The following is a 22,872-nucleotide window of genomic DNA, read 5'->3' on the forward strand; positions in this document are numbered from 1 at the left end:
GCCCATGGATTCCCTGACCCAGATCGTGCTCGGTGGCGCCGTCGCTGCTGCCATCGCCCCGCCCGGACATCGCCGTGCGGCCCTGCTGGCCGGTGCCGCGCTCGGCACCCTGCCGGACCTCGACGCCCTGTGGCTCGGCTTCACTGCCGCCGACCCGGTGGCGAACATGATCGAGCACCGCAGCTTCAGCCACTCGCTGCTGGTGCTGCCTTGGGTGGCGGCACTGATCTGGTGGTTGTTCAAGCGCTTCGGCAATGGCCGCGTCGCCCAGTCACCTGTGCGCTGGTTCTGGGCGATCCAGCTGGCGCTGGTCACCCATCCCATGCTGGATGCGTTCACCGTCTACGGCACCCAGCTGTGGTGGCCGCTGCGCCCACACCCGACCATGGGTTCCAGTGTCTTCATCATCGATCTCGGCTACACGGTATGGCTGCTGCTGGGCTGCGTGCTGGCCTGGTTTGGTCGCGCCCGCCCCTGGGCTGGCAAGGTGCTGGGTGTGGCGTTGCTGGTCAGCAGTGCGTACCTGGGTTGGGGCCTGATCGCCAAGGCGCAGGTCGACCGTGCTGCCCAGCAGAGCCTGGTGGCGATGGGCCTGGGCGATGCGCCGCGCTTCTCGGTGCCGATGCCATTCAACACCCTGCTGTGGCGCGTGGTGGCAATGACGCCGAACGGCTACGTGGTGGGCGACCGCTCGCTGGTGGCCGACCACGGGCCGATGCAGTTCGAAGGCCACGCATCCAATGTGCAGGCCTTGCGCGAAGCGCAGGCCATCCCGGCGGTGCAGCAGCTGACGTGGTTCAATCGTGGCTTCATGCGTGCGCAGGTGGTGGACGGCCGGCTGGTGCTGAGCGACCTGCGTATGGGGCTGGAACCGGACTACACCTTCAACTTCACGGTGGCCGAGCAGGCTGATGGGCAGTGGCGGGCGATCACGCCCGAGCAGGTGCGGGTGGATTACAGCAGCCCGGCTGCACGCGCCGACGTCGGACGCCGGTTGGCCGCGATGTGGCAGCGGATCTGGCAGGAGCCGGCAGCACAGCCGGGTGCGGCCGACCACAGCGCCGTGCATTGATCCGTAGATCCACGCCATGAGTGGATGGCGCGGACATTGGCGAAGACAGCCACGCATGGCGTGGCTCTACTGCCTCAATCGGCAGTGCAGTGTCGCATCCGTAGATCCACGCCATGCGTGGATGGTGCGGGCATCGGAAGGCAGCCACGCATGGCGTGGCTCTACTGCCTCCATCGGCAGTGCAGTGTCGCATCCGTAGATCCACGCCATGCGTGGATGACGCGGGCATCGGCGAAGGCAGCCACGCATGGCGTGGCTCTACTGCCTCCATCGGCGGTGCAGTGTCGCATCCGTAGATCCACGCCATGCGTGGATGGCGGGGGCATCGGCGAAGGCAGCCACGCATGACGTGGCTCCACCGAATCAATACACCGTGGCGCGGCCCTGCACGAACGAATAGAAGAACACCGCATTCGGGTCGTTCTGCACCAGACGGAACTCGCGACGCATGCCTTCCACGGTTTCTTCGTCCACCGATCCGGCCTGCAGCAGCTGGTCGGCAGCCGACAGCAGCAGCTGTTCCCAGAACGCGATCATCGTCTTGCGGCGTGCCGGTTCGCGGTTGTCCAGATGGATGGTCTTGATCTCGGTGTGCACATCGCGGAAGCCGCCAGCCAGCAGCAGGTTGCCCAGCTTGGCGCCGACGAACGGGTCGCCCCCGTGGTCGTACTGGAAATCGTTGAACGCCATCCAGTAGCGCCAGATATGCGGCGAATACGGGTCGAGCAGGAACGAGGCATTCATCACTTCGGTGATGTAGACCGGCGAACCCGGGGCCAGCACGCGGCGCACTTCGCTCAATACGCGTGCTGGTGACGGCACGTGCTCCAGCACCCAGCACAGGAACGCCGCGTCGAAGCTGCGTGCTTCGAACGGCAGCTCGCCGGCGTCGGCCTGCTGCAGGGTGTAGCGGTCGCTGCACCACGGTGTGCGCGCCAGGTTCTCGCGCGCGGTGGCCAGCTGTGTTTCGCTCAGGTCCACGCCGGTCACGTGCACATCGGGGAAGCGGCGCAGCAGGATTTCGGTCTGCGCGCCGACGCCGCTGCCGACTTCCAGCAGGCGACGCGCGCCGCTGTAGTCGATCTGGCCGAAGATGCTCGATTCCAGCAGCCGTGCCTGGGTCATCAGGCGCTGCTGCTCGGTGCCGGAGAATCCGTGCAGGTAGGTCGGGGAGGAGATCGGCGGGGTCATGGGGGCGGGCTCTTGTAGCGTCGAGCTTGCTCGACGGCTCCGGGAAATCAGTCGAGCAAGCTCGACTCGACGGCGTGGCAATACGCTCAGGCAGCAGATGACAACGCCGGTTCCCCGGCGATCAGGCGGTCGAAGTACTCGGTGGTCAGCGCGATCTGGCTCTGCGGGTCTTCGGCGCGGTTGACCACTGCGCGGAAGGCGGCATTCTCCGGTCGATCCTTGGCGTACCAGCCCAGGTGCTTGCGCGCGATGCGCACGCCCTGCGGCTCGCCATAAAACGCATGCAGTGCATGCAGGTGGCCGAGCAGGATGTCGCGCACTTCCGCCACCGATGGCGGCGGCAGTTCCTCTCCGGTGGCCAGGTAGTGCGCCACCTCGCGGAAGATCCATGGCCGGCCCTGTGCCGAGCGGCCGATCATCACTGCGTCCACGCCGGTCTCCTTCAGGACGAACGCCGCCTTCTGCGGCGAATCGATGTCACCGTTGGCGATCACCGGAATGCGCAGTGCGGCCTTGATCTCGCCGATCGTGGCGTACTCGGCCTGGCCGGTGTAGTGCTGGTCGCGGGTGCGGCCGTGCACAGCCAGTGCGGCGATGCCGCTGGCCTCGGCGATGCGGGCGATCAGAGGGCCGTTGCGGTGGTCGCAGTCCCAACCGGTACGGATCTTCAGGGTAACCGGCACGTCCACCGCGTTGACCACCGCTTCGAGGATGCGCGCCACCAGCTGTTCGTCGCGCATCAGTGCCGAACCGGCCCAGGCGTTGCACACCTTCTTGGCCGGGCAGCCCATGTTGATGTCGATGATCTGCGCGCCGTGGTCCACGTTGTAGCGCGCGGCCTCGGCCAACTGCTGCGGCTCTGTGCCGGCGATCTGCACGCTGATCGGTGCCGGCTCGCCGTCATGGTCCATGCGATGGATCGACTTGCGCGTGGTCCAGAAGCGCGGGTCGCTGATGGTCATTTCCGAGGCGGCCAGTCCCGCGCCCAGCCGTTTGCACAGCAGGCGGAAAGGCTTGTCGGTAACGCCGGCCATGGGCGCCAGCACGACGTTGGGGGCAATGGTGTACGGGCCGATCTGCATGCGCCCATTGTAGGGCGCGGGCGGCGGTACGGCCGTGTCGGGGGCGTTCCGGTTCAGGCCGATCCGCACCCAGCTCATGCCGTACCGGCATCAACAGATGCTTGACGGTTGCTTCCGCCGCCCCCAAGGGCGGGCGATGGTAGGCGGCTACCCCAGGCTCTGCCAGGCCTGGCGGGTACCCAACGCGAAGGCCAGCCCCAGGCTGAGGCAGGCCAGTGAACTGACTACCCAGAAGTACCGGCCGTTGTAGCCGGGCCGGAGCAGCGCCAGCCCGAAGCCCATCGCCGCGCGCACCAGCAACAGCAGGGCGATGCCCGACAGCACCGGACGGCTGGCCGGCAGCGGCGAATGCCAGCCTGCGGCTGCCAGCGCGTACAGCGTCCAGGCCACCAGCACGGCAGTAATGCCGGCGGTCATCAGTGGTGGCCACCAATGCCCCGCCTGTGCCAGCCGGACCATGCGCTGGCCAGCGCCGAACCACCGGTACCAGGGTGCCCCAAAGGCAATGCAGCCGATATGCAGCAAGGCTGCGATGGCACTGCCGGCGGCGGCAACCAGCAACCAGGGGAATCCGTTCATGTCCTGCCCGTGCAGAGAAGCTGCGCGGATGTTCGGCGAGGGGCGGGGTGAGGGCAATGCGGCAGGCGGTCGCAGAGCTGGACAATGGGCAAAAGAAAGGCCCGGATGCCAGCGCACCCGGGCCTTCCCATCCACGCATGGCGTGGATCTACTTCACTTCCACGTCGGCCGGGGTGAAGCGCGGCATCGCCGCCGCAGCGCCTTCCTTCTCGGTCGAACGACCGGCGAACTGGTTGGCGAAGCGCACGTGGCGGGCGAACGGGGCGTCGGCCACCTGCGCCAGCGACGCGGCCAGCGCACCGTTGAAGGCGTCACCGGCACCGGTGGTGTCGATCGCCTGCACCTGTTCGGCACCCACGCGGTAGTACGGCTGGGTATCGCCGCGCAGGTTCTCGTCGGCATGCGACACGAACACACCCACCGAACCCAGGGTCACCACCACGGTACCGTTGCCGACCAGCTTGCGGCACAGCGCATGCAGGCTGGCACCATCCAGCGCGGCGACGTCGTTGGCATCCACGCGCTCACCGACATGGCGGCCGAGCAGGGCGGCGAACTCGGTCTCGTTCGGGGTGATCACATCGGCCAGCTTGAGCAGGCCGATGGTCGAAGGGGCGTCGGCCGGTGCGGTGTTGAGCACGGTGGTGACGCCGGCCTCGCGGGCCGTGGCCAGTGCCGCTTCGATGGTCTGCACCGGCGATTCCAGCTGCACCAGCACCACCTTGGCGCCGGTCAGCAGGGCCTGCTGCTGTTGCAGGAAGTCGGTGCTCAGCGCGGCGTTGGCACCCGGTCCGATCACGATGGTGTTGCGGCCACGGGCATCGACGTAGATGCCGGCGGTGCCGGTCGGCTCGCTGCTGGCCTCGGCGATCAGCGCGAATCCATCCTGCGCGGCCAGCTCACGGGCGGTGGCACCACCGGCGTCGTCGCCCAGCGCGCATACGAAGTGCGTGTCGGCACCGGCGCGGCAGGCCGCCACGGCCTGGTTGAAGCCCTTGCCACCGGGGCCGGTGCTGTAACGGCCGGCAATGGTCGCACCCGGTGCCGGCAGCGACTCGCACCGCCACACGTGATCGACATTGAAGGAACCGACGACAACGACACTGCTGCTCATAGGGAATCTTTTCTCAACCAAGGGTTCAACTGAAGTGCGTCAGCACGCCGGCGATGGTCGCCGTCATGAAGGTGGCAATGGTACCGCCCAACACCGCGCGCAGGCCGAACTTGGCCAGGTCGTGGCGACGTTCCGGGGCCAGGCCGCCAATGCCGCCGATCTGGATCGCGATCGAGCTGAAGTTGGCGAAGCCGCACAGCGCGTAGGTGGCGATCAGACGACCTTCCTCGGACAGGCTCACGCCGGCGATCTGGCCGTTCACGATCTGCGACAGCTCGGTGTAGGCCACGAACTCGTTGATCACGACCTTCTGGCCGATCAGCGAACCGACGGTGGTGGCATCGGCCCACGGGGTGCCGATCACCCAGGCGATCGGGGCCAGCACGTAACCGAAGATGGTCGACAGGTTGGTCGGCTTGCCGATGGCGGCGGCCAGGCCGGTCACATCGCCGATCCAGGTCAGCGGGGCGTTCAGCAGCGCGATCAGGGCGATAAAGGCCAGCAGCATCGCACCGATGTTCAGCGCCAGCTTCAGGCCGTCACCGGCGCCGGCTGCGGCCGCGTCGATGATGTTGCTGGAGGTCTTCTCGACTTCCATCTTTACCGTGCCGCGGGTCAGCGGGGTGCCGGTCTCCGGAATCAGCAGCTTGGCCACGACCAGCGTGGCCGGCGCGGCCATGATGCTGGCCGCCAGCAGGTGCTTGGCGTAGAAGGCCTGCTGCGCCGGGTCGCCACCGCCGAGCATGCCCACGTAGGCCGCCAGCACGCCGCCGGCGATGTGGGCCATGCCGCCGATCATCATGGTCAGCAGCTCGGACTGGGTCATCCTGGCGATGTACGGGCGCACGGTCAGCGGCGCCTCGGTCTGGCCGATGAAGACGCTGGCGCAGACGCTGGTGGTTTCCGCACCGGACACGCGCATCACCTTGGTGATCGACCAGGCCATCACGCGCACGATGCCCTGCATGACGTTGAGGTGGTACATGACCCCCATCAGCGCCGAGAAGAAGATGATGGTCGGCAGCACCTGGAAGGCGAAGATGAAGCCGTAGTTCTTGACGTCCATCAACGAGCCGAAGATGAACTTCGAACCTTCGTTGACGAAACTCAGCACCTTCACGAAGCCGTGGCCCAGCGCATCGAACACGTCGCGGCCGCCCGGCACCAGGATCACCAGCGCCGCGAACGCGATCTGCAGGGTGATACCGGTGGCAACCAGCTTCCAGTCAACCGCGCGCTTGTTGTTGGAAAACAACCAGGTGATGCCGATCAGCACCGCCAACCCGAACAGGCCGAAGCCGATCCTGCCCAAACCTTCGACCATGTGAGTGACTCCCCTGGGGCGTCGCGAAAAACGGGAAGCCTAGTGCAGGGCAGGGGCCGGGGCAAGGAAAAGCAGCTTGCGCGCGGCCATCGGTACCGATCAGGCCAGCAACGGCAAGGGGTTGCAGCCGGCAGGGGCAGGTAGAATGGCGGTTCGATCCCGGCCCGGATGCGGGCCCGCAGCAGGAGATTCGCATGCAATACCGTCGCCTGGGCTCCACCGGCCTGCCGATTTCCGCCCTGTCCTTCGGTGCCTGGGTGACCTTCGGCGACCAGATCCCGCGCGACGAGGCCCGCAACCTGGTGGCCGCCGCCTGGGATCATGGCGTCAACTTCTTCGATAATGCGGAGGGCTACGCCAACGGCCGCGCCGAACAGGTGATGGGCGATGTGATCACCGACCTGCGCCTGCCGCGCGATGGCTTCTGCGTGTCCAGCAAGGTGTTTTTCGGCAGCGCCAAAGACCCTCGGCCGACCCAGCGTGGGTTGTCACGCAAGCACGTGACCGACGCCTGCCACGCCGCGCTCAAGCGCCTGCGGGTGGATTACCTCGACCTTTATTACTGCCACCGCCCGGATCCGGACGCACCGATCGCCGAGACCGTGCACGCCATGGACACCCTGGTGCGGCAAGGCAAGATCCTCTACTGGGGTACCTCGGAGTGGTCGGCGGCGCAGATCCAGCAGGCTCTGGACATCGCCGAAGCGCACAACCTGCAGGGCCCGTCGATGGAGCAGCCGCAGTACAACCTGCTGCACCGCGAGCGGGTCGAGGTCGAGTACGCGCCGCTGTATGCCGGCGCCGGCCTGGGGACCACCATCTTCTCGCCGTTGGCGTCAGGCCTGTTGAGCGGCAAGTACGACCAGGGCATCCCGGCCGATGCACGGTTGGGCCGCGAGGGCATGGAATGGCTGCAGGACCTGGTGCTGGGTGCAGACGCCGAGGCACGGCTGGCCCAGGTGCGCCGTTTCAGCGAGGTCGCGCGCTCGCTCGGCCACGCCCCGGCGACGCTGGCGATTGCCTGGTGCCTGCGCAACCCGAACGTTTCCAGCGTGATCCTCGGCGCCAGCCGGGTCAGCCAGCTGCTGCAGAACCTGCAGGCACTGGACGTGCTGGAGCAGGTCGACGCGGCCGGCTGGGCCCAGGTCGAAGCCGTCTTCGCCTGACAACCCTTTGGAGAGTCGAGCCACGCTCGACTCCAGGTTGGTCGGGCCTTTGTAGAGTCGAGCCATGCTCGACTCCGCACGTAGCGCGGGCATTTCCAGGCGACGGCGCGAGAGCAGTCGAGCGTGGCTCGACTCTACAAAAGCCGTGTGCCCATATTTCAATAGATGAAATCTATCGCATTTCAGAATTCGATCATTAATCTCATCAATGAAATTGAGAATGGTTGTTGATTGTCAACTGAGAATCATTATCATTTAACTCGTCCCTCGCACGAGTCCAGATGCTCATGAATGCTCAACCTGTACTGCTGCGCCCCGAAACGCTGACCCTCCGCGATCGACCGGTCCGCGTCGTTCCGCCGGAAGAGGTCATCGACAGCGAAGCCCTGCTCAAGGGCCGTCGTGAAATCCTGATCCAGCACGGCGACCGCTTCTATCGCCTGCGGCACACCAGCAACGACAAGCTGATCCTGACCAAGTAATCGCGGCCTGGTCGCCCGCCTCCCTCCCTCCTGCCGGCAGCGCCGACAGGGTGGGCGACCCGTCCGCTCCCGCTCTCTCCCCCTCGGTCTACCGCGTGCACCTTCCGGGTGTACCGGTAACCGGGGGTTCCCCTGCCTGACCGAATGAACCCGATGACCCGCCATACCGCCCTGTGTCTTGCTGTCTGGATGGCGTTGCCGCTGTCCGCCCACGCTGCTGCCGCCGCTGCGCCCGACGCGCGCGAATTTGACCGGGTGCAGGTCACCGCCACCCGCACCGAGCGGGCGGTGAGCGACGTGGCGGCCACCGTGGACGTCATCGACCGCGAGCAGATGGACCGGCACCTGGTGCAGGACATCAAGGATCTGGTGCGCTACGAGCCGGGCCTGTCGGTCACCCGCAGCGCGACCCGCTTCGGCCTGGATGGTTTCCGCATCCGTGGCCTGGACGGCAACCGTGTGCGCATCCAGACCGATGGCATCGTCATGCCGACCCGGTTCGACATCGGTTCGTTCGCCAGTTCCAACCGCAACTTCACCGACCTCGATACGCTCAAGCGCGTGGAGATCGTGCGCGGCCCGGCCAGCTCGCTGTACGGCTCCGATGCACTGGGCGGCGTGGTGGCGTTCGTCACCAAGGACCCGGCCGACTACCTCAAGGACGGCAAGAACAGCTACTTCGGCCTGAAGTTCGGCTACGACGGTGAGTGGAAGGGCCTGCTCGGCGGTGCCACCGCCGCCTTTGGTGGCGACCACTGGAGCGGCCTGGTCAACGTCAACCACCACCAGGGCCAGGAAACGGACAACAAGGGCACGGTGCGCAGCGACAACGACACCCGCACCGCGTCCAATCCGCAGGATCGTGATGGCCGCAGCCTGCTCAGCAAGCTGGTCTATGCACCGAGCGAAGACCAGCGCTTCCGCCTGACCGTGGAAGGCAACGAAGACACCACCGATACCAATGTGTTGTCGGCGATTGCCAGCGTTGCACCGCGCCCCGGCGCGATGGCTGCGGCTACTGGCATGAAGTCCCACGACACGCAGAAGCGAACCCGCGTGTCCTTTGCCCACGAAATGGATGCGCTGGACCAGCCGTTCGCCGACAGCCTGCATTGGCAGGTGTATGCGCAGAACAGCGAAACGCGGCAGCAGACCGACGAGACCCGCACCGACGGCAGCCGCCGTCACCGCGTGTTCTCCTTCGACCAGCATGCCTTTGGCCTGCAGGCGCAGTTCAACAAGGCGTTCAGCACCGGCAGCGTCGAGCACGCATTGACCTACGGCTTTGAAGGCACCCGTACCGAGATCCGCCAGAAGCGCGACGGCTACCAGGTCAACCGTGCCGGTGTGGTCAGCAACATCGTTACCCCCGACACCTTCCCGGTGCGTGACTTCCCGATCAGCAAGACCACCGAGTTGGGCCTGTACGCGCAGGATGAAATGCGCCTGGCCGACGGCAAGCTGTCGCTGGTGCCGGGCGTGCGCGTGGACCGTTACGAGCTGAAGCCGGAAGTGGACAGCATCTTCGCCGAAGACAACCCGACCACGGCCGTGGCGCAGCTGAAGAAGACCAGCGTGTCGCCGAAGCTGGGCATGGTCTGGCGCTTCACCGACCAGTGGTCGCTGTTCGCCGGGTATGCGCGCGGCTTCCGCTCGCCGCCGTACAACGACGTCAACATCGGCCTGACCAACGTGGCCTTCGGCTACACCGCCATCGCCAACCCGGACCTGAAGCCCGAAACCAGCGACGGCTACGAACTGGGCCTGCGCTTCATCGCGCCGGCGGCGTACGTCAGCGTCAGCGGCTACTACAACGACTACAAGGATTTCATCCAGTCCAACGTCGATACCGGCCGCAACGCACAGGGTTTGACCGTGTTCCAGTCGCAGAACATCGCCGACGCGCGCATCTATGGCGCGGAAATGAAGGCCGGCATCGAGTTCGGTGAACTCAGCCCGGCGCTGAAGGGCTGGGCGCTGCGCAGTGCGCTGGCCTGGTCGCGTGGTGACAACCGGACCGATGACGAACCGCTGGCCTCGGTCGATCCGCTGCGTGGCACGCTGGGCCTGATGTACGACACCGATACCTGGGGCGTCGAACTGGCCGGTACCTTCGTGCAGCGCAAGAAGCGCCTGCCGCCGCCGGCGGCGCAGACCAATCCGAACGCACCGGCGCCGTTCGTCTACCAGCCGGCCGGCTATGGCGTGCTGGACCTGATGGCGCACTGGAACTTCGCACCGGGTGCCACCTTCAATGTCGGCGTGTTCAACCTGGCCGACAAGCGCTACATCGAATGGTCGTCCATCACCCCGAGCCTGATCACCAATCGCGCACTGAGCGATCGTTTCAGCAGCCCGGGCCGCACCTTCTCCGCCAGCCTTGCCGTTTCCTGGTGACCTCATGAGCCGAGCACTGTCCGCACGCAGGAATGACTCCATCGCCGCGCCGTACAGCGCGGCCTGGCCGACCCCGGCACAGCTGGCCACGCTCGGCACCGTGCTGTGCCTGTACCACGCCGACGGCAACGAGCTGGGCGGCTGGCGCCAGGCCGTACGCGTGCATGCCTGCCAGGGCGTGGACAGCGAAGGCCTGCGCGAAAGCCTGTGCTTCCTCGATGGCCGCGGCCGCTGCGTGTGGCGCCTGTACCTGCTGCCGGACAGCGACTTCCTGGCCTGGGACCGGCTGGTGGCTGCGCTGCCGCCGGGGCCCGAGCACGACAGCGATGGCAGCGTCGGCGAACGCCTGTGGCGGCGCCTGGCCGGTCATCTGGGTGGCCAGCGCTGGCGCCTGTGCGCGCTGCGCCTGCATGCCGCCGACGATGGCCGCACGCTCGCCGCCAGTCTGTCAACCCTGTCCTCGCTGGGCGCAGCCACCGCGCGCCGCATTGCACGGCTGGAAGGTGCCGAAGGCGAGCTGGCAATCGACGATTGCTGCTGTGCCGATGCCGCGCGGCGTCCGGCGCCGCGGATTCCCGGCGACCTGCCGCTGATCCGCCTGTGACCCACTCCTGATGGAACGCCTGTCGGCCACGGACGGCCTCTCAACGCATCTGCAACCCCGAAGGAAGACCCCGATGAAGCTCCAGACAGCCAGCGCCCTGCTTGTGCTCGCCGCCAGCGGCGTGGCCAGCGCGCAGCCCTCCGATATCGCCCGTGACCACGACAGCATCCTTGCCATGCAGGGTGAGTACACCGTGGACTTCGCCTTCGATGAGACCGTGCTGCTGAAGCCGGGCTACGAGCGTGCGCCGGCGATGCGCAGCGGTGGCAACGAAGTGGTCATCGTGGTCGAGGACACGCCGAAGCGCATCGTGCTGCAGCACCTGCTGCTGGACGAGAAGAGCGGCCACATCACCAAGCATTGGCGCCAGGACTGGGTGTACGAAGCACCGAACCGTTTCGAGTTCAGTGCCGACCAGACCTGGAAGGTGCGCAGCATTCCGGCGGCGGTGAACCAGGGCGCCTGGACCCAGTGCGTATACGAAGTGAGCGACGCACCGCGCTATTGCGGCACCGGCACCTGGACCTACACCAACAACGTGCCGAGCTGGACCAGCGACCTGAGCTGGCGTCCGCTGCCGCGCCGCGAGTACACCAAGCGCAGTGACTACAACGCGCTGGCCGTGATCAACCGCCACACGCTGACCCCGAACGGCTGGACCCACGAGCAGTTCAACACCAAGGTGCAGCGCAACGCCGATGGCAGCCAGGTGGAGATCGCCCGCGAGTTCGGCTTCAACGACTACGTGAAGACCACCGAGGTCGACTTCACCCCGGCGCGCAACTACTGGAAGGCCACCGCCGGTTACTGGGCAAAGGTGCGCCAGCGCTGGGATGGCTTCCTCGGCCAGGCCCCGGGCGTGCACCTGAAGACCAAGATCGACGGCATGGCGATGATCATCCCGATGTTCACCCAGGCCGAAGAGATCCAGGCCGGCAAGAAGGTGAAGGACAAGCAGATCGACGACGTGTTCGCCAAGTACGTGGAAAAGGCCCAGTAAGTCGAGCCCTGCTCGACTCCACGGCCGCATCCACGCATGGCGTGGATCTACCAACCTCTGCTTCCGGTAGGTGCCGAGCTTGCTCGGCACGCTCTCCATCGGTGATCGCACGCTGCATCCACGCGTGATGTGGATGTGCCGTGCCGGATATCCGCTCCTGGTAGGTGCCGAGCTTGCTCGGCACGCTCTTCGTCGGTGATCGCACACCGCATCCACGCATGGCGTGGATCTACCGTGCCGCATATCCGCTCCTGGTAGGTGCCGAGCTTGCTCGGCACGCTCTTCGCCGGTGATCACAGACCGCATCCACGCGTGATGTGGATGTGCCGTGCCGGATATCTGCTCCTGGTAGGTGCCGAGCTTGCTCGGCACGCTTTCCATTGGTGATCGCACGCTGCATCCACGCCATGCGTGGATGCGATGCACTCAAGACGCCTTCTCGCCCAAGGTGGTCAGGTCCAGCCCAGCGTCCTGGAACGCACGCAAGGTGGCCTGCAGGCTGGCCTCGTCATCGCGGGTGCGGACGCCCATTACAGCTTGGTGGCAACGCACTCGATCCGTGCTGCAGGCGCTACGGTCCGGCAGCAGCAGCGCGGTCTGTGCGACGAGGATCGCCATGTGCGCCACTTCCTTTCTCGGCTTCGGTTGGCCCCGGTAGAACCGGTCGAACTCAGCACGCAGGTCGGCCACCACGTCGGCATCGCTGCGCGTGCGTGACACGCTGGCCGGAACCAGATAGGTCGGGTGGCCCTCGAGGAAGGCTTGCGCTTCATCGGCCAGCACCGTTTCCAGCACGAAGGCCTGCACCGCGTCAGGAACATAGCCCTCCGCCGCGCGGGCGCCTGCGGGCAGCACCGCGGTGAGCAGCGGGGAACTGGCCAGAAGGATGCGCAGGCAGAGGCTGTATTTCATCTTCATTCCTTGAACCTCGGGAGCGCGGGAGCAACCTTCCGCGCTTCCGGACGATCTGATCGGGTGGGGCGCGCAGCATAGCGCCCCACCCGAGCGTGTCACGATCGCGTCAGGCTTCGCGCAGGGCCAGTGCTGGTGGCGTATGCAGGATCGCCCGCGTACCCCACCAGCCTGCCAGCAGGCTCAAGCCGATGCCGACCAGGCCGCCGATCAGCAGGCCCGGCCACGGCGGCAGCAACGGCAGCTCGAACACCTTCTGCGAAACCGCCACGCCGATCGCAGCGGCCGCGCCCACCGCCAGCAACGCCGCCAGTGTGCCCAGCGCACCGAATTCCACCAGTACCGCGCCACGCAGCTGGCGCCGGGTCGCGCCCAGCGTGCGCAGCACCGCGCTGTCGTAGCGCCGTTCGCCCGCCGTGGCCTGCAGCGCGGCCAGCAGCACCAGCATGCCGGCCAGCAGGCTGAACACCATCACCAGCTGCACCGCCTGCGCCACCCGTTCCATCACATCGCGCACCTGCGAGATCACCGCGTCCACGTCCAGCAGCGACAGGTTCGGCTGCGCGCGTACCAGCTCGCCCAGTCCGGCGGCCTTGCCGGCCGGTAGATGGAATGCCGACAGCAGGTTGTGTGGCGTATCGCCCACCGCATTCGGGTTCAGCAGCACGAAGAAGTTCGGACGGAAAGTGTTCCAGTCGGCCTTGCGCACGCTGGTGACAGTGAACTCGCGTTCCTGCTCGCCCACCGCAATGGTGATGCGGTCGCCGGGATGCACGCCGTAGCGCTTGGCCCAGCCGATTTCCACCGAGGCTTCGGCGGCGGTGCTGTCTGCCTTCCAGAAGGTGCCGTTGACCAGTGTGTTGGCCGGCGGGAAGCTGCTGCGCCAGCTGAAGTTCAACGGCCGGTTTTCGTCATCGTCATCGCGCTGGCCTTCGCCGGACGCCGGCTGCCCGCTCTGTTCCGGCGAGCGGTCCACGCGCAGCGGCGGCTTGCCGTTGATCGCGATCAGGCGGCCGGTGGCCATCGGTTCGACGCTGGCGTCGTTGGCGCCCAGTCCACGCAGCGCGGCCAGCACGTTGTCGCGCTGCTCGGGCTGGATGTTGATCAGGAAGTAGTTCGGCGTATCCGCGGGCAGTCGCTCGCGCCACTGCTGCAGCAGGCCGGGACCGGTCACCGCCAGCAGCAACAGGGCGCACAGCGACAGCGACAGCCCCACCAGCTGCATCACCGCCAGCATCCGGCGCCGGGTCAGCGCCGCCAGGCCCAGTCGCCAGTTGCCATGCAGACGGTGCTGCAGGCCGCGCAGCAGCTGCAGCAGCACGAAGCCGACCACGCCGGCCGCCACCGCCAGCGCGGCCAGGCCGCCCAGCACCCACAACGCCAGCTTGAGATCACCGGTGACCTGCACCGCCAGCAGCAGACTGGCCGCCAACGCCGCCACGTAGGCCAGCAGCGAGGCCGGCGGCAGGGCGGCGAAGGAACGGTTGAGCACCCGCATCGGCGGTACCCCGCGCAGGCGCAGCAGCGGTGGCAGGCCGAAGCCGAACAGCAGCAACAGCCCGATGCCGGCACCGGTCAGCGCAGGCATTGCCTCGGGCAGCGGCAGGCGCTGCGGCACCAGACTGCCCAGCACCTGCACCAGGCCCTCCTGCGCCGCCATGCCCAGGCCGATGCCGAGTGCGCAGGCCGGCACCGCCAGCATCAGCAGCTGCAGTGCCAGACCGGACAGGATGTCGCGCTGGCGCGCGCCCAGGCAGCGCAGGATCGCCACCTGGTCGATGCGGCGCAGGGCGAAGCGGTTCGCCGCCAGCGCCGTGGCAACACCGGCCAGCAATACCGCCAGCAGCGCGCTGAGGCCGAGGAAGCGCCCGGCCAGGTCGAAGGCCTGGCGCACGCCACGCTGGGTGTCGTCCACACTCAGCAGGCGCAGGCCCTTCACCTGCGGCAGCAGCCATTGCCGAAGTGCCGCGATCGGCTCTGCTGCTCCGGCGAACATCAGCCGGTAGTTGATGCGGCTGCCCGGACCGAGCAGGCCGGTGCCTTCCACATCGGCGCGGTTGACCAGCAGGGTGGGGGAAAGCGTAAGCAGGTCGCCGCCGGTATCCGGCTCGGCCTCGATGATGCCGGCGATGCGCAGCGTGCCAGCGCCGAATTCAAGGTCGTCACCGGCCTTCAGTCCCAGCCCCTGGAGAAGGCGTGGGTCGGCATAGGCCTGGCCCTTGGCCGGCATGCCGGCGTTGTCGATCAGGGCGCCCCCGGGCGTGGCCCGCACCCGCAGCGTGCCACGCAGCGGATAGCCCGCCTGCACCGCCTTGATGCTGGCCATCTGGCTGGCATCACCGTTGAACAGCACGCTGCCGAAGCTGGCGATACGGGTGTAGGCCAGTCCGCGCCGCTGCGCCTCGTCGGCGAACGCCTGCGGCGGGTCATCGCGCCCGGCGATGCCGAGGTCGCCGCCTAGCATTTCCGCTGCGCTGCCGGTCAGTGCCAGGTTGACCCGGTTCACCAGCGTGCCGACTGCGGTCATCACCGCCACGCCCAGCACCAGCGCGGCGAACACGGTCAGCAGGTCGCCGGCCAGCGCCTCGCGGCGCAGCGCGCGCCACGCGTGTCGCAGCAGGTTCATGCCTGCGCCCCACGCTCGACCGGCAGCAGGCGGCCGTCGTCGATGCGGTGGATGTACTGGCAACGTTGGGCCAGGCGCAGGTCGTGAGTGACCAGCACCAGGGTGGTGCCGCTGCCGGCGTTCAGTTCGAACAGCAGGTCGCTGATGTGCTGGCCGGTGGCGTGGTCCAACGAGCCGGTCGGTTCGTCGGCGAACAGAATGCGCGGGCGGGTGACGAAGGCACGTGCCAGTGCCACGCGCTGCTGCTCGCCGCCCGACAACTGGCGTGGATAGTGGCGGGCGCGATGGGCCAGGCCGACCTGGGCCAGCACTTCATCGACCCGCGCCCGGTCTTCGCGCCCGGCCAGTTCCAGCGGCAGCGCGACATTCTCGGCGGCGGTCAGTGCCGGCAGCAGATGGAAGCTCTGGAACACGAAGCCGACCTCACGCGCGCGCAGCTGGGCGCGGGCCTCCTCGTCCAGCGCCGCCAGGTCCTGGCCGGCCAGCGCGATGCGGCCGCGGCTGGGCAGGTCCAGCCCGGCCAGCAGGCCGAGCAGGGTGGTCTTGCCGGAACCGGAGGCACCGACGATGGCCGCGCTGGTCCCTTCATGGACGGTCAGGGTGATGTTGTCCAGTATGTGGACTTCACCCTCCGGGCCCTGCACGGATTTGCCGACCTGGTCGACGGCGATGGCAACGGACGCGCTGCGGGGGGACAGGCTGTCGATGAGGAGACTCCAATGCGCAAGACGGGATGGAGCCGGCGAGCCGGCGTGATGATGGTGCTGCTGCTAGGGTTCCTGCTGCTGCCTGGGCTGGCCTGTGCCAAAGGTCCGGCTGGCACCGTGCTGGTGCTCGGCGACAGCCTCAGTGCTGCCCACAATATCCCTGCCGACGCCGGCTGGGTGAGCCTGCTGCAGCAGCGGGTCAGGCAGCAGTCGAAAACACCGGCGCGCATCGTCAACGCCAGCATGAGCGGGGAAACCACCGCCGGCGCGCTGACCCGCCTGCCGGGCCTGCTGGCGAAGGAAAACCCGACCGTGGTGGTGATTGCCCTCGGCGGCAACGATGCACTGCGCGGGCTGACCCCGGCGCAGGTGCAGGGCAACCTGGAAAAGATGGTGCAGGCCAGCCAGAAGGCCGGTGCCAAGGTGCTGCTGCTGGGCATCGACGTGCCGCCCAACTACGGGCCAGCCTATCGCCAGCGCCTGGCGGCGGCCTACAAGGCGCTGGCCACGCAGTACAAGGTGCCGCTGCTGCCGTTCCTGCTGGAGGGCGTGGCCCTGCAGCCGGGCATGATGCAGGCCGACGGGCTGCACCCGACCGCACAGGCGCAGCCGAAGGTGCTGGACAACGTCTGGCCGCTGCTCAGACCGCTGCTCTGAACCGTTTGTTTACCTCTTGACGGAACTTCACATCGCGTCCACCGTCGATCCGGCATGTTTCACAAAGCTGAAGTTAGAGGGAATCACATGCGTCAGACGAAGGAGACCTCCGGCTTGGTGCTGGTGGTCGAAGACAACCGCAACATCTCCGAGATGATCGGGGAATACCTGGAAGGTCGCGGCTTCGAAGTCGACTATGCACAGGACGGCCTGGATGGCTACCGCCTTGCGGCGGAAAACAGCTATGACGTCGTGGTGCTCGACTTGATGTTGCCGCGCCTGGATGGCATCGAAGTGTGCCGTCGCCTGCGCAACGATGCGCGCAAGTCCACCCCGGTGCTGATGCTCACGGCACGCGACACGCTGGACGACAAGCTCACCGGCCTCGGTTTCGGCGCCGATGACTACCTGACCAAGCCGTTCGCGATCCAGGAGCTGGAAGCCCGCCTGCGCGCGCTGATCCGCCGCGAGCGTCGCCAGGTGGGTTCGGAAGTGCTGAAGGTCGCCGACCTGGTGCTCGATCCGGTCAGCATGCGTGCCACCCGTGCCGGTACCGAGCTGCAGCTGTCGCCGATCGGCCTGCGCCTGCTGACCATCCTGATGCGCGAATCGCCGCGCGTGGTCACCCGCCAGGAGATCGAACGCGAGATCTGGGGCAACGGCCTGCCGGATTCGGACACCCTGCGCAGCCACCTGTACAACCTGCGCAAGATCATCGACAAGCCGTTCGACCGTCCGCTGCTGCATACCGTGCAGAGTGCCGGCTACCGCATTGCCGACATCGCCCAGCCGATGGCCTGAGCAGGCCCGCGCCGGTGCAGCCGCAGGCCGGGCCGGGCTGCGGCCAGGCACAAGGGCAGGGGATGACCGTCCGGCAGTGCCGCCGGTCATCGCCCGTGCATCCCAACGGCGCGGTGCGCTGCCTATAATCGCAGCGCTCTGACCGGGACCCCGCAATGCCGCACGGCCTGCCGCGCAAGATCCGTATCGCTTTCATCCTGCAGGCAGTGCTGGCCAGCCTGGGCATCCTGCTCGGTGCGTGGCTGGTTTCGCTGGTGATCAAGCACAGCCTGGTCGGCGCCGCCCTGCGCGAGGAGGCGGCGTACTTCTGGACGCTGCACGAGGCCTCGCCGGTGCAGCCGCCACCCAACACCCAGAACATCCGTGGCTACCTGCTGGAAAGCGGGCAGTCGGCCCTGTCGTTGCCGGCCAATCTGCGCAACCTGGAGCCCGGCTTTCACGAACTGCCCAAGGACGACCAGCTGGTGCTGGTCGATGTGCGCCCGGCCGGCCGCCTTTACCTGGTATTCCTGCGTTCGCGTGCGGAGATGCTGGCGTTCTGGTTCGGCATCGTGCCGGTGCTGCTGACCCTGCTGGCGGTGTATGGCGCCAGTTGGGTCACCTATCGTGCGTCCAAGCGCCTGGTATCGCCGGTGAACTGGCTGGCGCGGCGCGTCTCGCGCTGGGACCCGGGCCACCCGGAGGCGGCCGACCTGGAGCCGAACAAGCTGCCGGCGGACATGCAGGGCGAGACCCGGCAGCTGGCGGCCGCACTGCATTCGCTGGCCAACCGGGTCAGCGCGCACGTGGCGCGCGAGCGCAATTTCACCCGCGATGCCAGCCATGAACTGCGCACGCCGTTGACCGTCATCCGCGTGGCCAGCGACATGGCGTTGGGCGATGACAGCCTGGAGCCGCGCCTGCGCCGCAGCCTGCAGCGCATCCAGCGTGCCGGCCGTGACATGGAGGCGGTGATCGATGCCTTCCTGATCCTGGCCCGCGAGGCCGACGTCGAGCCCCAGATCGAGTTGTTCGACGTCAATGACATCGTCCGCTACGAAGTGGACAACGCCAACGAACTGCTGGGTACGCGCCCGGTGTCGGTGCACCTGCACAGCGATGGCCCGGTGCAGCTGCATGCGCCGCCGCGGGTGCTGCAGGTGGTGGTCAGCAACCTGGTGCGCAACGCGTGCAGTTACACCGATGAGGGGCGCATCGACGTGCATGTGCACAACGATCGGGTGGTGGTGCGCGATACCGGTATCGGCATGTCGGCCGACGCACTGTCGCGGGCCTTCGAGCCGTTCTACCGCGCCGAGCCGAGCCGCCCGCAGGGCACCGGCCTGGGCCTGTCGATCGTGCGCCGGCTGTGCGATCGCTTCGGCTGGAAGGTCAGCCTGGCCAGCGAGCCGGGTCAGGGCACCGAGGCCACGGTGGTGTTCCGCTGACGCGGCACCAGCGGCCTCGGTAGATGCCGACCTTGGTCGGCGCTTTCAACAGGATTCACGCCGGTGCCCCATGCCAACCAAGGTTGGCATCTACCGGAGCGAGGCCGCAGCCTTCTTCAATCGCACTTCACCTTCGGCGCCAGCGCCTTGGTCCAGATCGCGTAGCCGGCCGGGGTCATGTGCAGCATGTCCTCGCGGAACAGCGTCGCGTCCGGCTGTCCATCGGCGCCGAGCATCGGCGTGTAGACGTCGGTGAAGCCGGTATTGGGCAGCCTGGCCAGCGCGGCCTTGATCAGCGTGTTGGCTTCGTTGATCGCGGGCAGCAGGTGCGCACGCGACGGGCTCGGCTTGATCGACAGGTACTCCACCTTCGTCTTCGGCAGGTCGCGGTGCACGCGCTGCACGAAGGCGACCACATCGTCGCGCACCTGCACGGCGCTGCGGCCGCTGTTGAGGTCGTTGTCGCCGGCGTAGAAGAACACCTTGCATGGCGCATACGGCACCACGATGCGGTCGGCGTACCAGGTGCTGTCGCGCACTTCCGAACCGCCGAAACCACGGTTGAACACCGGCTGGCCGGGGAAGTCGGCTGCCAGGCCTTCCCACATGCGGATCGAGGAGCTGCCGATGAACTCGATGCCGCCCCGTGGCGGCGGGCTGGCCTGGTCGGCGCTGGCAAAGTGGGCCATGTCGCCGGCCCAGGCCACGTTGGAGACCTGCTCGGGCACGCGCGGCGGCTTGGCCGGGCTCAGCGCCTGGGCCAGGGGGGCGGCGGTCAGCAGGCCCAGCATCAGCAGGCAGGTACGGCGACGGGACATCAGGCGCTCCAGCAGGGAAGGGGAAAGCCATCATAGAAGCTGGGGCGGGCCGGGGCTTGCCCCTGGCAGTCCATTCACCGGGCCGGTGCCGGGATGCGGCTGGCGGCCTTGTGGCAAAATGGCGGCCATCTGCCTATCCCTGTGCACCCATGATTCCCTGCCGTGCGTCTGAGCGGTCGCTGCGCCGCGCCCCTGTTGCTGGATGTTCCACCCGTGGCTGATCAGTTCGGCCATCTGCCCCGCGGCCCGCGCCGCATCTTCCAGGCCGCCCGCTGGTCCTGGCAGGGCCTGCGCGCCGCCTGGCTGCATGAGTCCTCGTTCCGGCTGGAGGTCTACCTGCTGATCCTGCTGACCCCGGTCGCGGTCTGGCTGGGCCAGACCCCGGTCGAGCGTGCGCTGCTGATCGGATCGATGCTGCTGGTGCTGGCGATGGAACTGGCCAACTCGGCCATCGAGGCGGTGATCGAACGTTACGGCAGCGAGATCCACGAGCTGGCCGGCCGCGCCAAGGACATGGGTTCGGCGGCAGTGTTCGTGCTGATGATGAACGTGCTTCTGTGCTGGGCGCTGGTTGTGGTCCCGCATGCAATGGCCGGCAATTACGGCTGATCCCCATTCCCCCACTGCCCTGAAGAGTTTCCATGTCCTTTGAGTTCCTCGCCGACCCCAATGCCTGGGTGACCCTGTTCACCCTGAGCGCACTGGAAATCGTGCTCGGCATCGACAACCTGGTGTTCATTTCCATCGCGGTCAGCAAGCTGCCGGAAGAGCGTCGCCCGTTCGCGCGCAAGCTCGGCATCGCCGTGGCCTGCATCACCCGCATCGCCCTGCTGGTGTCGCTGGCCTATCTGGCGCACATGTCCGCCAACCTGTTCACCGTGGCTGGTATGGGCATCTCCATCCGCGACCTGGTGCTGATCGTCGGTGGCCTGTTCCTGATCATCAAGGGCTACATGGAGATCAAGGAACTGATCACCGGTGGCGAAGACGAGAACCCGGCCACCAGCAAGGCCTCGGGTGTATTCGGCATGGTCATCCTGCAGATCGCCATCATCGACATCGTGTTCTCGCTGGACTCGGTGATCACCGCCGTCGGCATCGCCGATCACATCCCGGTGATGGTCGCCGCCATCCTGCTGTCGGTGCTGGTGATGCTGCTGGCCGCCAACCCGCTGGGCCGCTTCATCGACGCAAACCCGACCGTGAAGATGCTGGCACTGGCCTTCATCCTGCTGATCGGTGCGGTGCTGATCCTGGATGGCCTGGACGTGCACGTGCCCAAGCCCTACATCTATGCCGCCATGGGCTTCTCGGTGCTGGTGGAATGGCTGAACCTGCTGATGCGCCGCCGCGCACGTGATCACCACGTGCCGGGTGCTGGCGACTGGTAAGCAGATCACAGGCAAATGTGTGTCCCAGAACCCCCGGCCAGCGCCGGGGGTTCTGCGTTATGGGACCCATTGGGCTCGCCGGGCCATGCCCGGCGGGGAGGTTCCCGCCAGCTGTGAATTGGGGTCAACAGTGTTTTCTCGGGGCGAGGCTTAATCCGGGCCGACAAAGCGCGCAGGCTACGCGCTCTTTTCCAGGACCTGCCCCACGCAGGATGACCCCATGAACTCCAGAGCCGCCTTGTTGGCCCTTGCCGTCGGCGCCTTCGCCATCGGCACCACTGAATTCGCGCCGATGGGCCTGCTGCCCGTCATTGCCGACGGCGTCGGCGTGAACATTCCCACCGCCGGCATGCTGATCACCGCCTATGCCGTGGGGGTGATGCTGGGCGCGCCGGTGATGACCCTGCTGATGGGACGGTTTGGCAAGCGCACCGCGCTGATGCTGCTGATGTCGATCTTCGTGGTCGGCAACCTGCTCTCGGCACTGGCCCCGAACTACGGCCTGCTGTTGCTGTCGCGTCTGGTCACCAGCCTCAATCACGGTGCCTTCTTCGGCATCGGTGCGGTGGTTGCCGCCAGCCTGGTGCCGAAGGACAAGCAGGCTGCCGCCGTGGCCACCATGTTCATGGGCCTGACCATCGCCAACATCGGCGGTGTGCCGCTGGCCACCTGGGTGGGCCAGCAGCTGGGCTGGCGTCTGTCCTTCGCCGGTACTGCGGTGCTGGGCCTGGTCGCGATCACCGCGCTCGGCCTCGCGCTGCCGGCATCCGCGCCGGGGCCGCGCCCGGACGTGCGCCGCGAACTGAGAGCGATCCTGCAGCCGCAGGTGCTGCTGGCGATGGCTACCACCGTGCTTGGCGCCGGCGCGATGTTCACCCTCTATACCTACGTGGCACCGGTGCTGACCGAACTGACCGGTGCCTCCAACGCCTTCATCGCGATGTCGCTCGCGCTGATCGGTATCGGCTTCACCTTCGGCAACGGCATCGGTGGGCGCATGGCCGACTGGTCGCTGGATGGTGCCACCCGCATCCTGCTGGCGGTCCTGGCCGTGTTGATGTTCGTGCTGCCGCTGGCCTTCATGAATCACGCCACGGCGGCGCTGGGCGTGCTGCTGTTCGGTGCGGCGACTTTCGCCATCGTGCCGCCGTTGCAGATCCGGGTGATGCAGGCGGCCAGCGAGGCGCCGGGACTGGCGTCGTCGATCAACGTCGGTGCGTTCAACCTGGGCAATGCCGTGGGTGCGGCGCTGGGCGGTGCGGTGATCAGTTCGGGCCTGGGCTATGCCGCGATTCCGGTGGCCGGTGGCCTGCTGGCGGCCTCAGGGTTGCTGCTGGCGTGGCTGGGGCGTCCGCGCACTGCGGTGGCCGAGGCCTGCTGAGGAGTGTTGGATTCCGGCAGGGCTTGCAGCCCTGCACCCGCAGACTCCAGAGCAACAGCAACACCCTGCATTCCGTGGGTTGGCGGGGTGGGTCCGGTTGAGGGGGACGGCGTAAATACGTCCATGTAGCCTCGGTCGCGC

Annotated in this window: 21 protein-coding genes; 12 read left to right on the forward strand and 9 right to left on the reverse strand. The window is 67.2% G+C overall.

Annotation, left to right across the window (positions count from 1 at the left end):
• Positions 1-4 precede the first annotated feature (4 nt).
• Positions 5-1,072: a metal-dependent hydrolase gene (locus ACZK13_RS03235; protein WP_253144698.1), complete on the forward strand. Its 1,068-nt coding sequence runs from the start codon at positions 5-7 to the stop codon at positions 1,070-1,072.
• A 363-nt stretch (positions 1,073-1,435) separates the two neighbouring features.
• Here the strand turns inward: ACZK13_RS03235 and ACZK13_RS03240 are convergent, their stop codons facing one another.
• The 5 genes from ACZK13_RS03240 to ACZK13_RS03260 form a co-directional block, all read right to left on the reverse strand.
• Positions 1,436-2,263 carry a class I SAM-dependent methyltransferase gene (locus tag ACZK13_RS03240; protein ID WP_253144700.1) on the reverse strand — a complete coding sequence of 276 codons (828 nt, stop codon included), beginning with the start codon at positions 2,261-2,263 and terminating at the stop codon, positions 1,436-1,438.
• Positions 2,264-2,349: 86 nt separating this feature from the next.
• Positions 2,350-3,345 (reverse strand): tRNA dihydrouridine synthase DusB, encoded by a 996-nt coding sequence (dusB, locus tag ACZK13_RS03245; protein WP_253144702.1) that lies wholly within the window; start codon positions 3,343-3,345, stop codon positions 2,350-2,352.
• Between the two features lie 147 nt (positions 3,346-3,492).
• Positions 3,493-3,924, reverse strand: a complete 432-nt coding sequence (locus ACZK13_RS03250) for a hypothetical protein (RefSeq protein WP_125895534.1) — start codon at positions 3,922-3,924, stop codon at positions 3,493-3,495.
• A gap of 148 nt (positions 3,925-4,072) precedes the next feature.
• Entirely contained in the window at positions 4,073-5,038 is a 966-nt protein-coding gene (locus tag ACZK13_RS03255; RefSeq protein ID WP_032129936.1) for a ribokinase, read from the reverse strand.
• Between the two features lie 25 nt (positions 5,039-5,063).
• Positions 5,064-6,362 carry a NupC/NupG family nucleoside CNT transporter gene (locus ACZK13_RS03260; RefSeq protein WP_253144704.1) on the reverse strand — a complete coding sequence of 433 codons (1,299 nt, stop codon included), beginning with the start codon at positions 6,360-6,362 and terminating at the stop codon, positions 5,064-5,066.
• 194 nt (positions 6,363-6,556) lie between these two features.
• Between ACZK13_RS03260 and ACZK13_RS03265 the strand changes: the two genes are divergently transcribed.
• From ACZK13_RS03265 to ACZK13_RS03285, 5 genes are all read left to right on the forward strand, one after another.
• Positions 6,557-7,528 (forward strand): aldo/keto reductase, encoded by a 972-nt coding sequence (locus ACZK13_RS03265; RefSeq protein ID WP_253144706.1) that lies wholly within the window; start codon positions 6,557-6,559, stop codon positions 7,526-7,528.
• Between the two features lie 287 nt (positions 7,529-7,815).
• Complete coding sequence (hemP, locus tag ACZK13_RS03270; RefSeq protein WP_005412278.1) at positions 7,816-8,010, forward strand: hemin uptake protein HemP; 195 nt, start codon at positions 7,816-7,818, stop codon at positions 8,008-8,010.
• 153 nt (positions 8,011-8,163) lie between these two features.
• On the forward strand, positions 8,164-10,407 hold the full coding sequence (locus ACZK13_RS03275; RefSeq protein ID WP_430542009.1) for a TonB-dependent hemoglobin/transferrin/lactoferrin family receptor: 2,244 nt from the start codon (positions 8,164-8,166) through the stop codon (positions 10,405-10,407).
• 4 nt (positions 10,408-10,411) lie between these two features.
• Positions 10,412-11,011 carry a ChuX/HutX family heme-like substrate-binding protein gene (locus ACZK13_RS03280; RefSeq protein ID WP_049399785.1) on the forward strand — a complete coding sequence of 200 codons (600 nt, stop codon included), beginning with the start codon at positions 10,412-10,414 and terminating at the stop codon, positions 11,009-11,011.
• A 73-nt stretch (positions 11,012-11,084) separates the two neighbouring features.
• Entirely contained in the window at positions 11,085-12,011 is a 927-nt protein-coding gene (locus ACZK13_RS03285) for a DUF6607 family protein (protein WP_121504894.1), read from the forward strand.
• A gap of 426 nt (positions 12,012-12,437) precedes the next feature.
• Here the strand turns inward: ACZK13_RS03285 and ACZK13_RS03290 are convergent, their stop codons facing one another.
• The 3 genes from ACZK13_RS03290 to ACZK13_RS03300 all read right to left on the reverse strand — a co-directional run bounded on the left by ACZK13_RS03290 (position 12,438) and on the right by ACZK13_RS03300 (position 16,193).
• Positions 12,438-12,923 carry a hypothetical protein gene (locus ACZK13_RS03290; RefSeq protein ID WP_478482253.1) on the reverse strand — a complete coding sequence of 162 codons (486 nt, stop codon included), beginning with the start codon at positions 12,921-12,923 and terminating at the stop codon, positions 12,438-12,440.
• Positions 12,924-13,032: 109 nt separating this feature from the next.
• Positions 13,033-15,549 (reverse strand): ABC transporter permease, encoded by a 2,517-nt coding sequence (locus ACZK13_RS03295; RefSeq protein ID WP_478482254.1) that lies wholly within the window; start codon positions 15,547-15,549, stop codon positions 13,033-13,035.
• On the reverse strand, positions 15,546-16,193 hold the full coding sequence (locus tag ACZK13_RS03300) for an ABC transporter ATP-binding protein (RefSeq protein ID WP_154262358.1): 648 nt from the start codon (positions 16,191-16,193) through the stop codon (positions 15,546-15,548). The genes ACZK13_RS03295 and ACZK13_RS03300 overlap by 4 nt, the downstream gene beginning before the upstream one ends.
• 75 nt (positions 16,194-16,268) lie before the next feature.
• Between ACZK13_RS03300 and ACZK13_RS03305 the strand changes: the two genes are divergently transcribed.
• From ACZK13_RS03305 to ACZK13_RS03315, 3 genes are all read left to right on the forward strand, one after another.
• Entirely contained in the window at positions 16,269-16,913 is a 645-nt protein-coding gene (locus ACZK13_RS03305) for an arylesterase (RefSeq protein ID WP_004144386.1), read from the forward strand.
• A gap of 87 nt (positions 16,914-17,000) precedes the next feature.
• A complete protein-coding gene (locus ACZK13_RS03310) occupies positions 17,001-17,714 on the forward strand; it encodes a response regulator transcription factor (RefSeq protein WP_002811889.1) in 714 nt (237 codons plus the stop codon).
• A gap of 155 nt (positions 17,715-17,869) precedes the next feature.
• Complete coding sequence (locus ACZK13_RS03315) at positions 17,870-19,141, forward strand: sensor histidine kinase (protein WP_100437903.1); 1,272 nt, start codon at positions 17,870-17,872, stop codon at positions 19,139-19,141.
• Positions 19,142-19,257: 116 nt separating this feature from the next.
• Here the strand turns inward: ACZK13_RS03315 and ACZK13_RS03320 are convergent, their stop codons facing one another.
• Positions 19,258-19,959, reverse strand: a complete 702-nt coding sequence (locus ACZK13_RS03320; RefSeq protein WP_478482255.1) for an SGNH/GDSL hydrolase family protein — start codon at positions 19,957-19,959, stop codon at positions 19,258-19,260.
• Between the two features lie 213 nt (positions 19,960-20,172).
• On the opposite strand from ACZK13_RS03320, the gene ACZK13_RS03325 reads away from it, so the two are divergent.
• The 3 genes from ACZK13_RS03325 to ACZK13_RS03335 all read left to right on the forward strand — a co-directional run bounded on the left by ACZK13_RS03325 (position 20,173) and on the right by ACZK13_RS03335 (position 22,731).
• Positions 20,173-20,568 (forward strand): diacylglycerol kinase, encoded by a 396-nt coding sequence (locus ACZK13_RS03325; RefSeq protein ID WP_032129924.1) that lies wholly within the window; start codon positions 20,173-20,175, stop codon positions 20,566-20,568.
• A 32-nt stretch (positions 20,569-20,600) separates the two neighbouring features.
• The gene (locus ACZK13_RS03330; protein ID WP_004144462.1) at positions 20,601-21,350 is read left to right on the forward strand and encodes a TerC family protein; all 750 of its coding nucleotides are present in this window, start codon (positions 20,601-20,603) and stop codon (positions 21,348-21,350) included.
• Between the two features lie 220 nt (positions 21,351-21,570).
• On the forward strand, positions 21,571-22,731 hold the full coding sequence (locus ACZK13_RS03335; protein WP_032129923.1) for an MFS transporter: 1,161 nt from the start codon (positions 21,571-21,573) through the stop codon (positions 22,729-22,731).
• Positions 22,732-22,872 lie beyond the last annotated feature (141 nt).

It is taken from the genome of Stenotrophomonas sp. 99219_Sma (genome assembly GCF_056480785.1).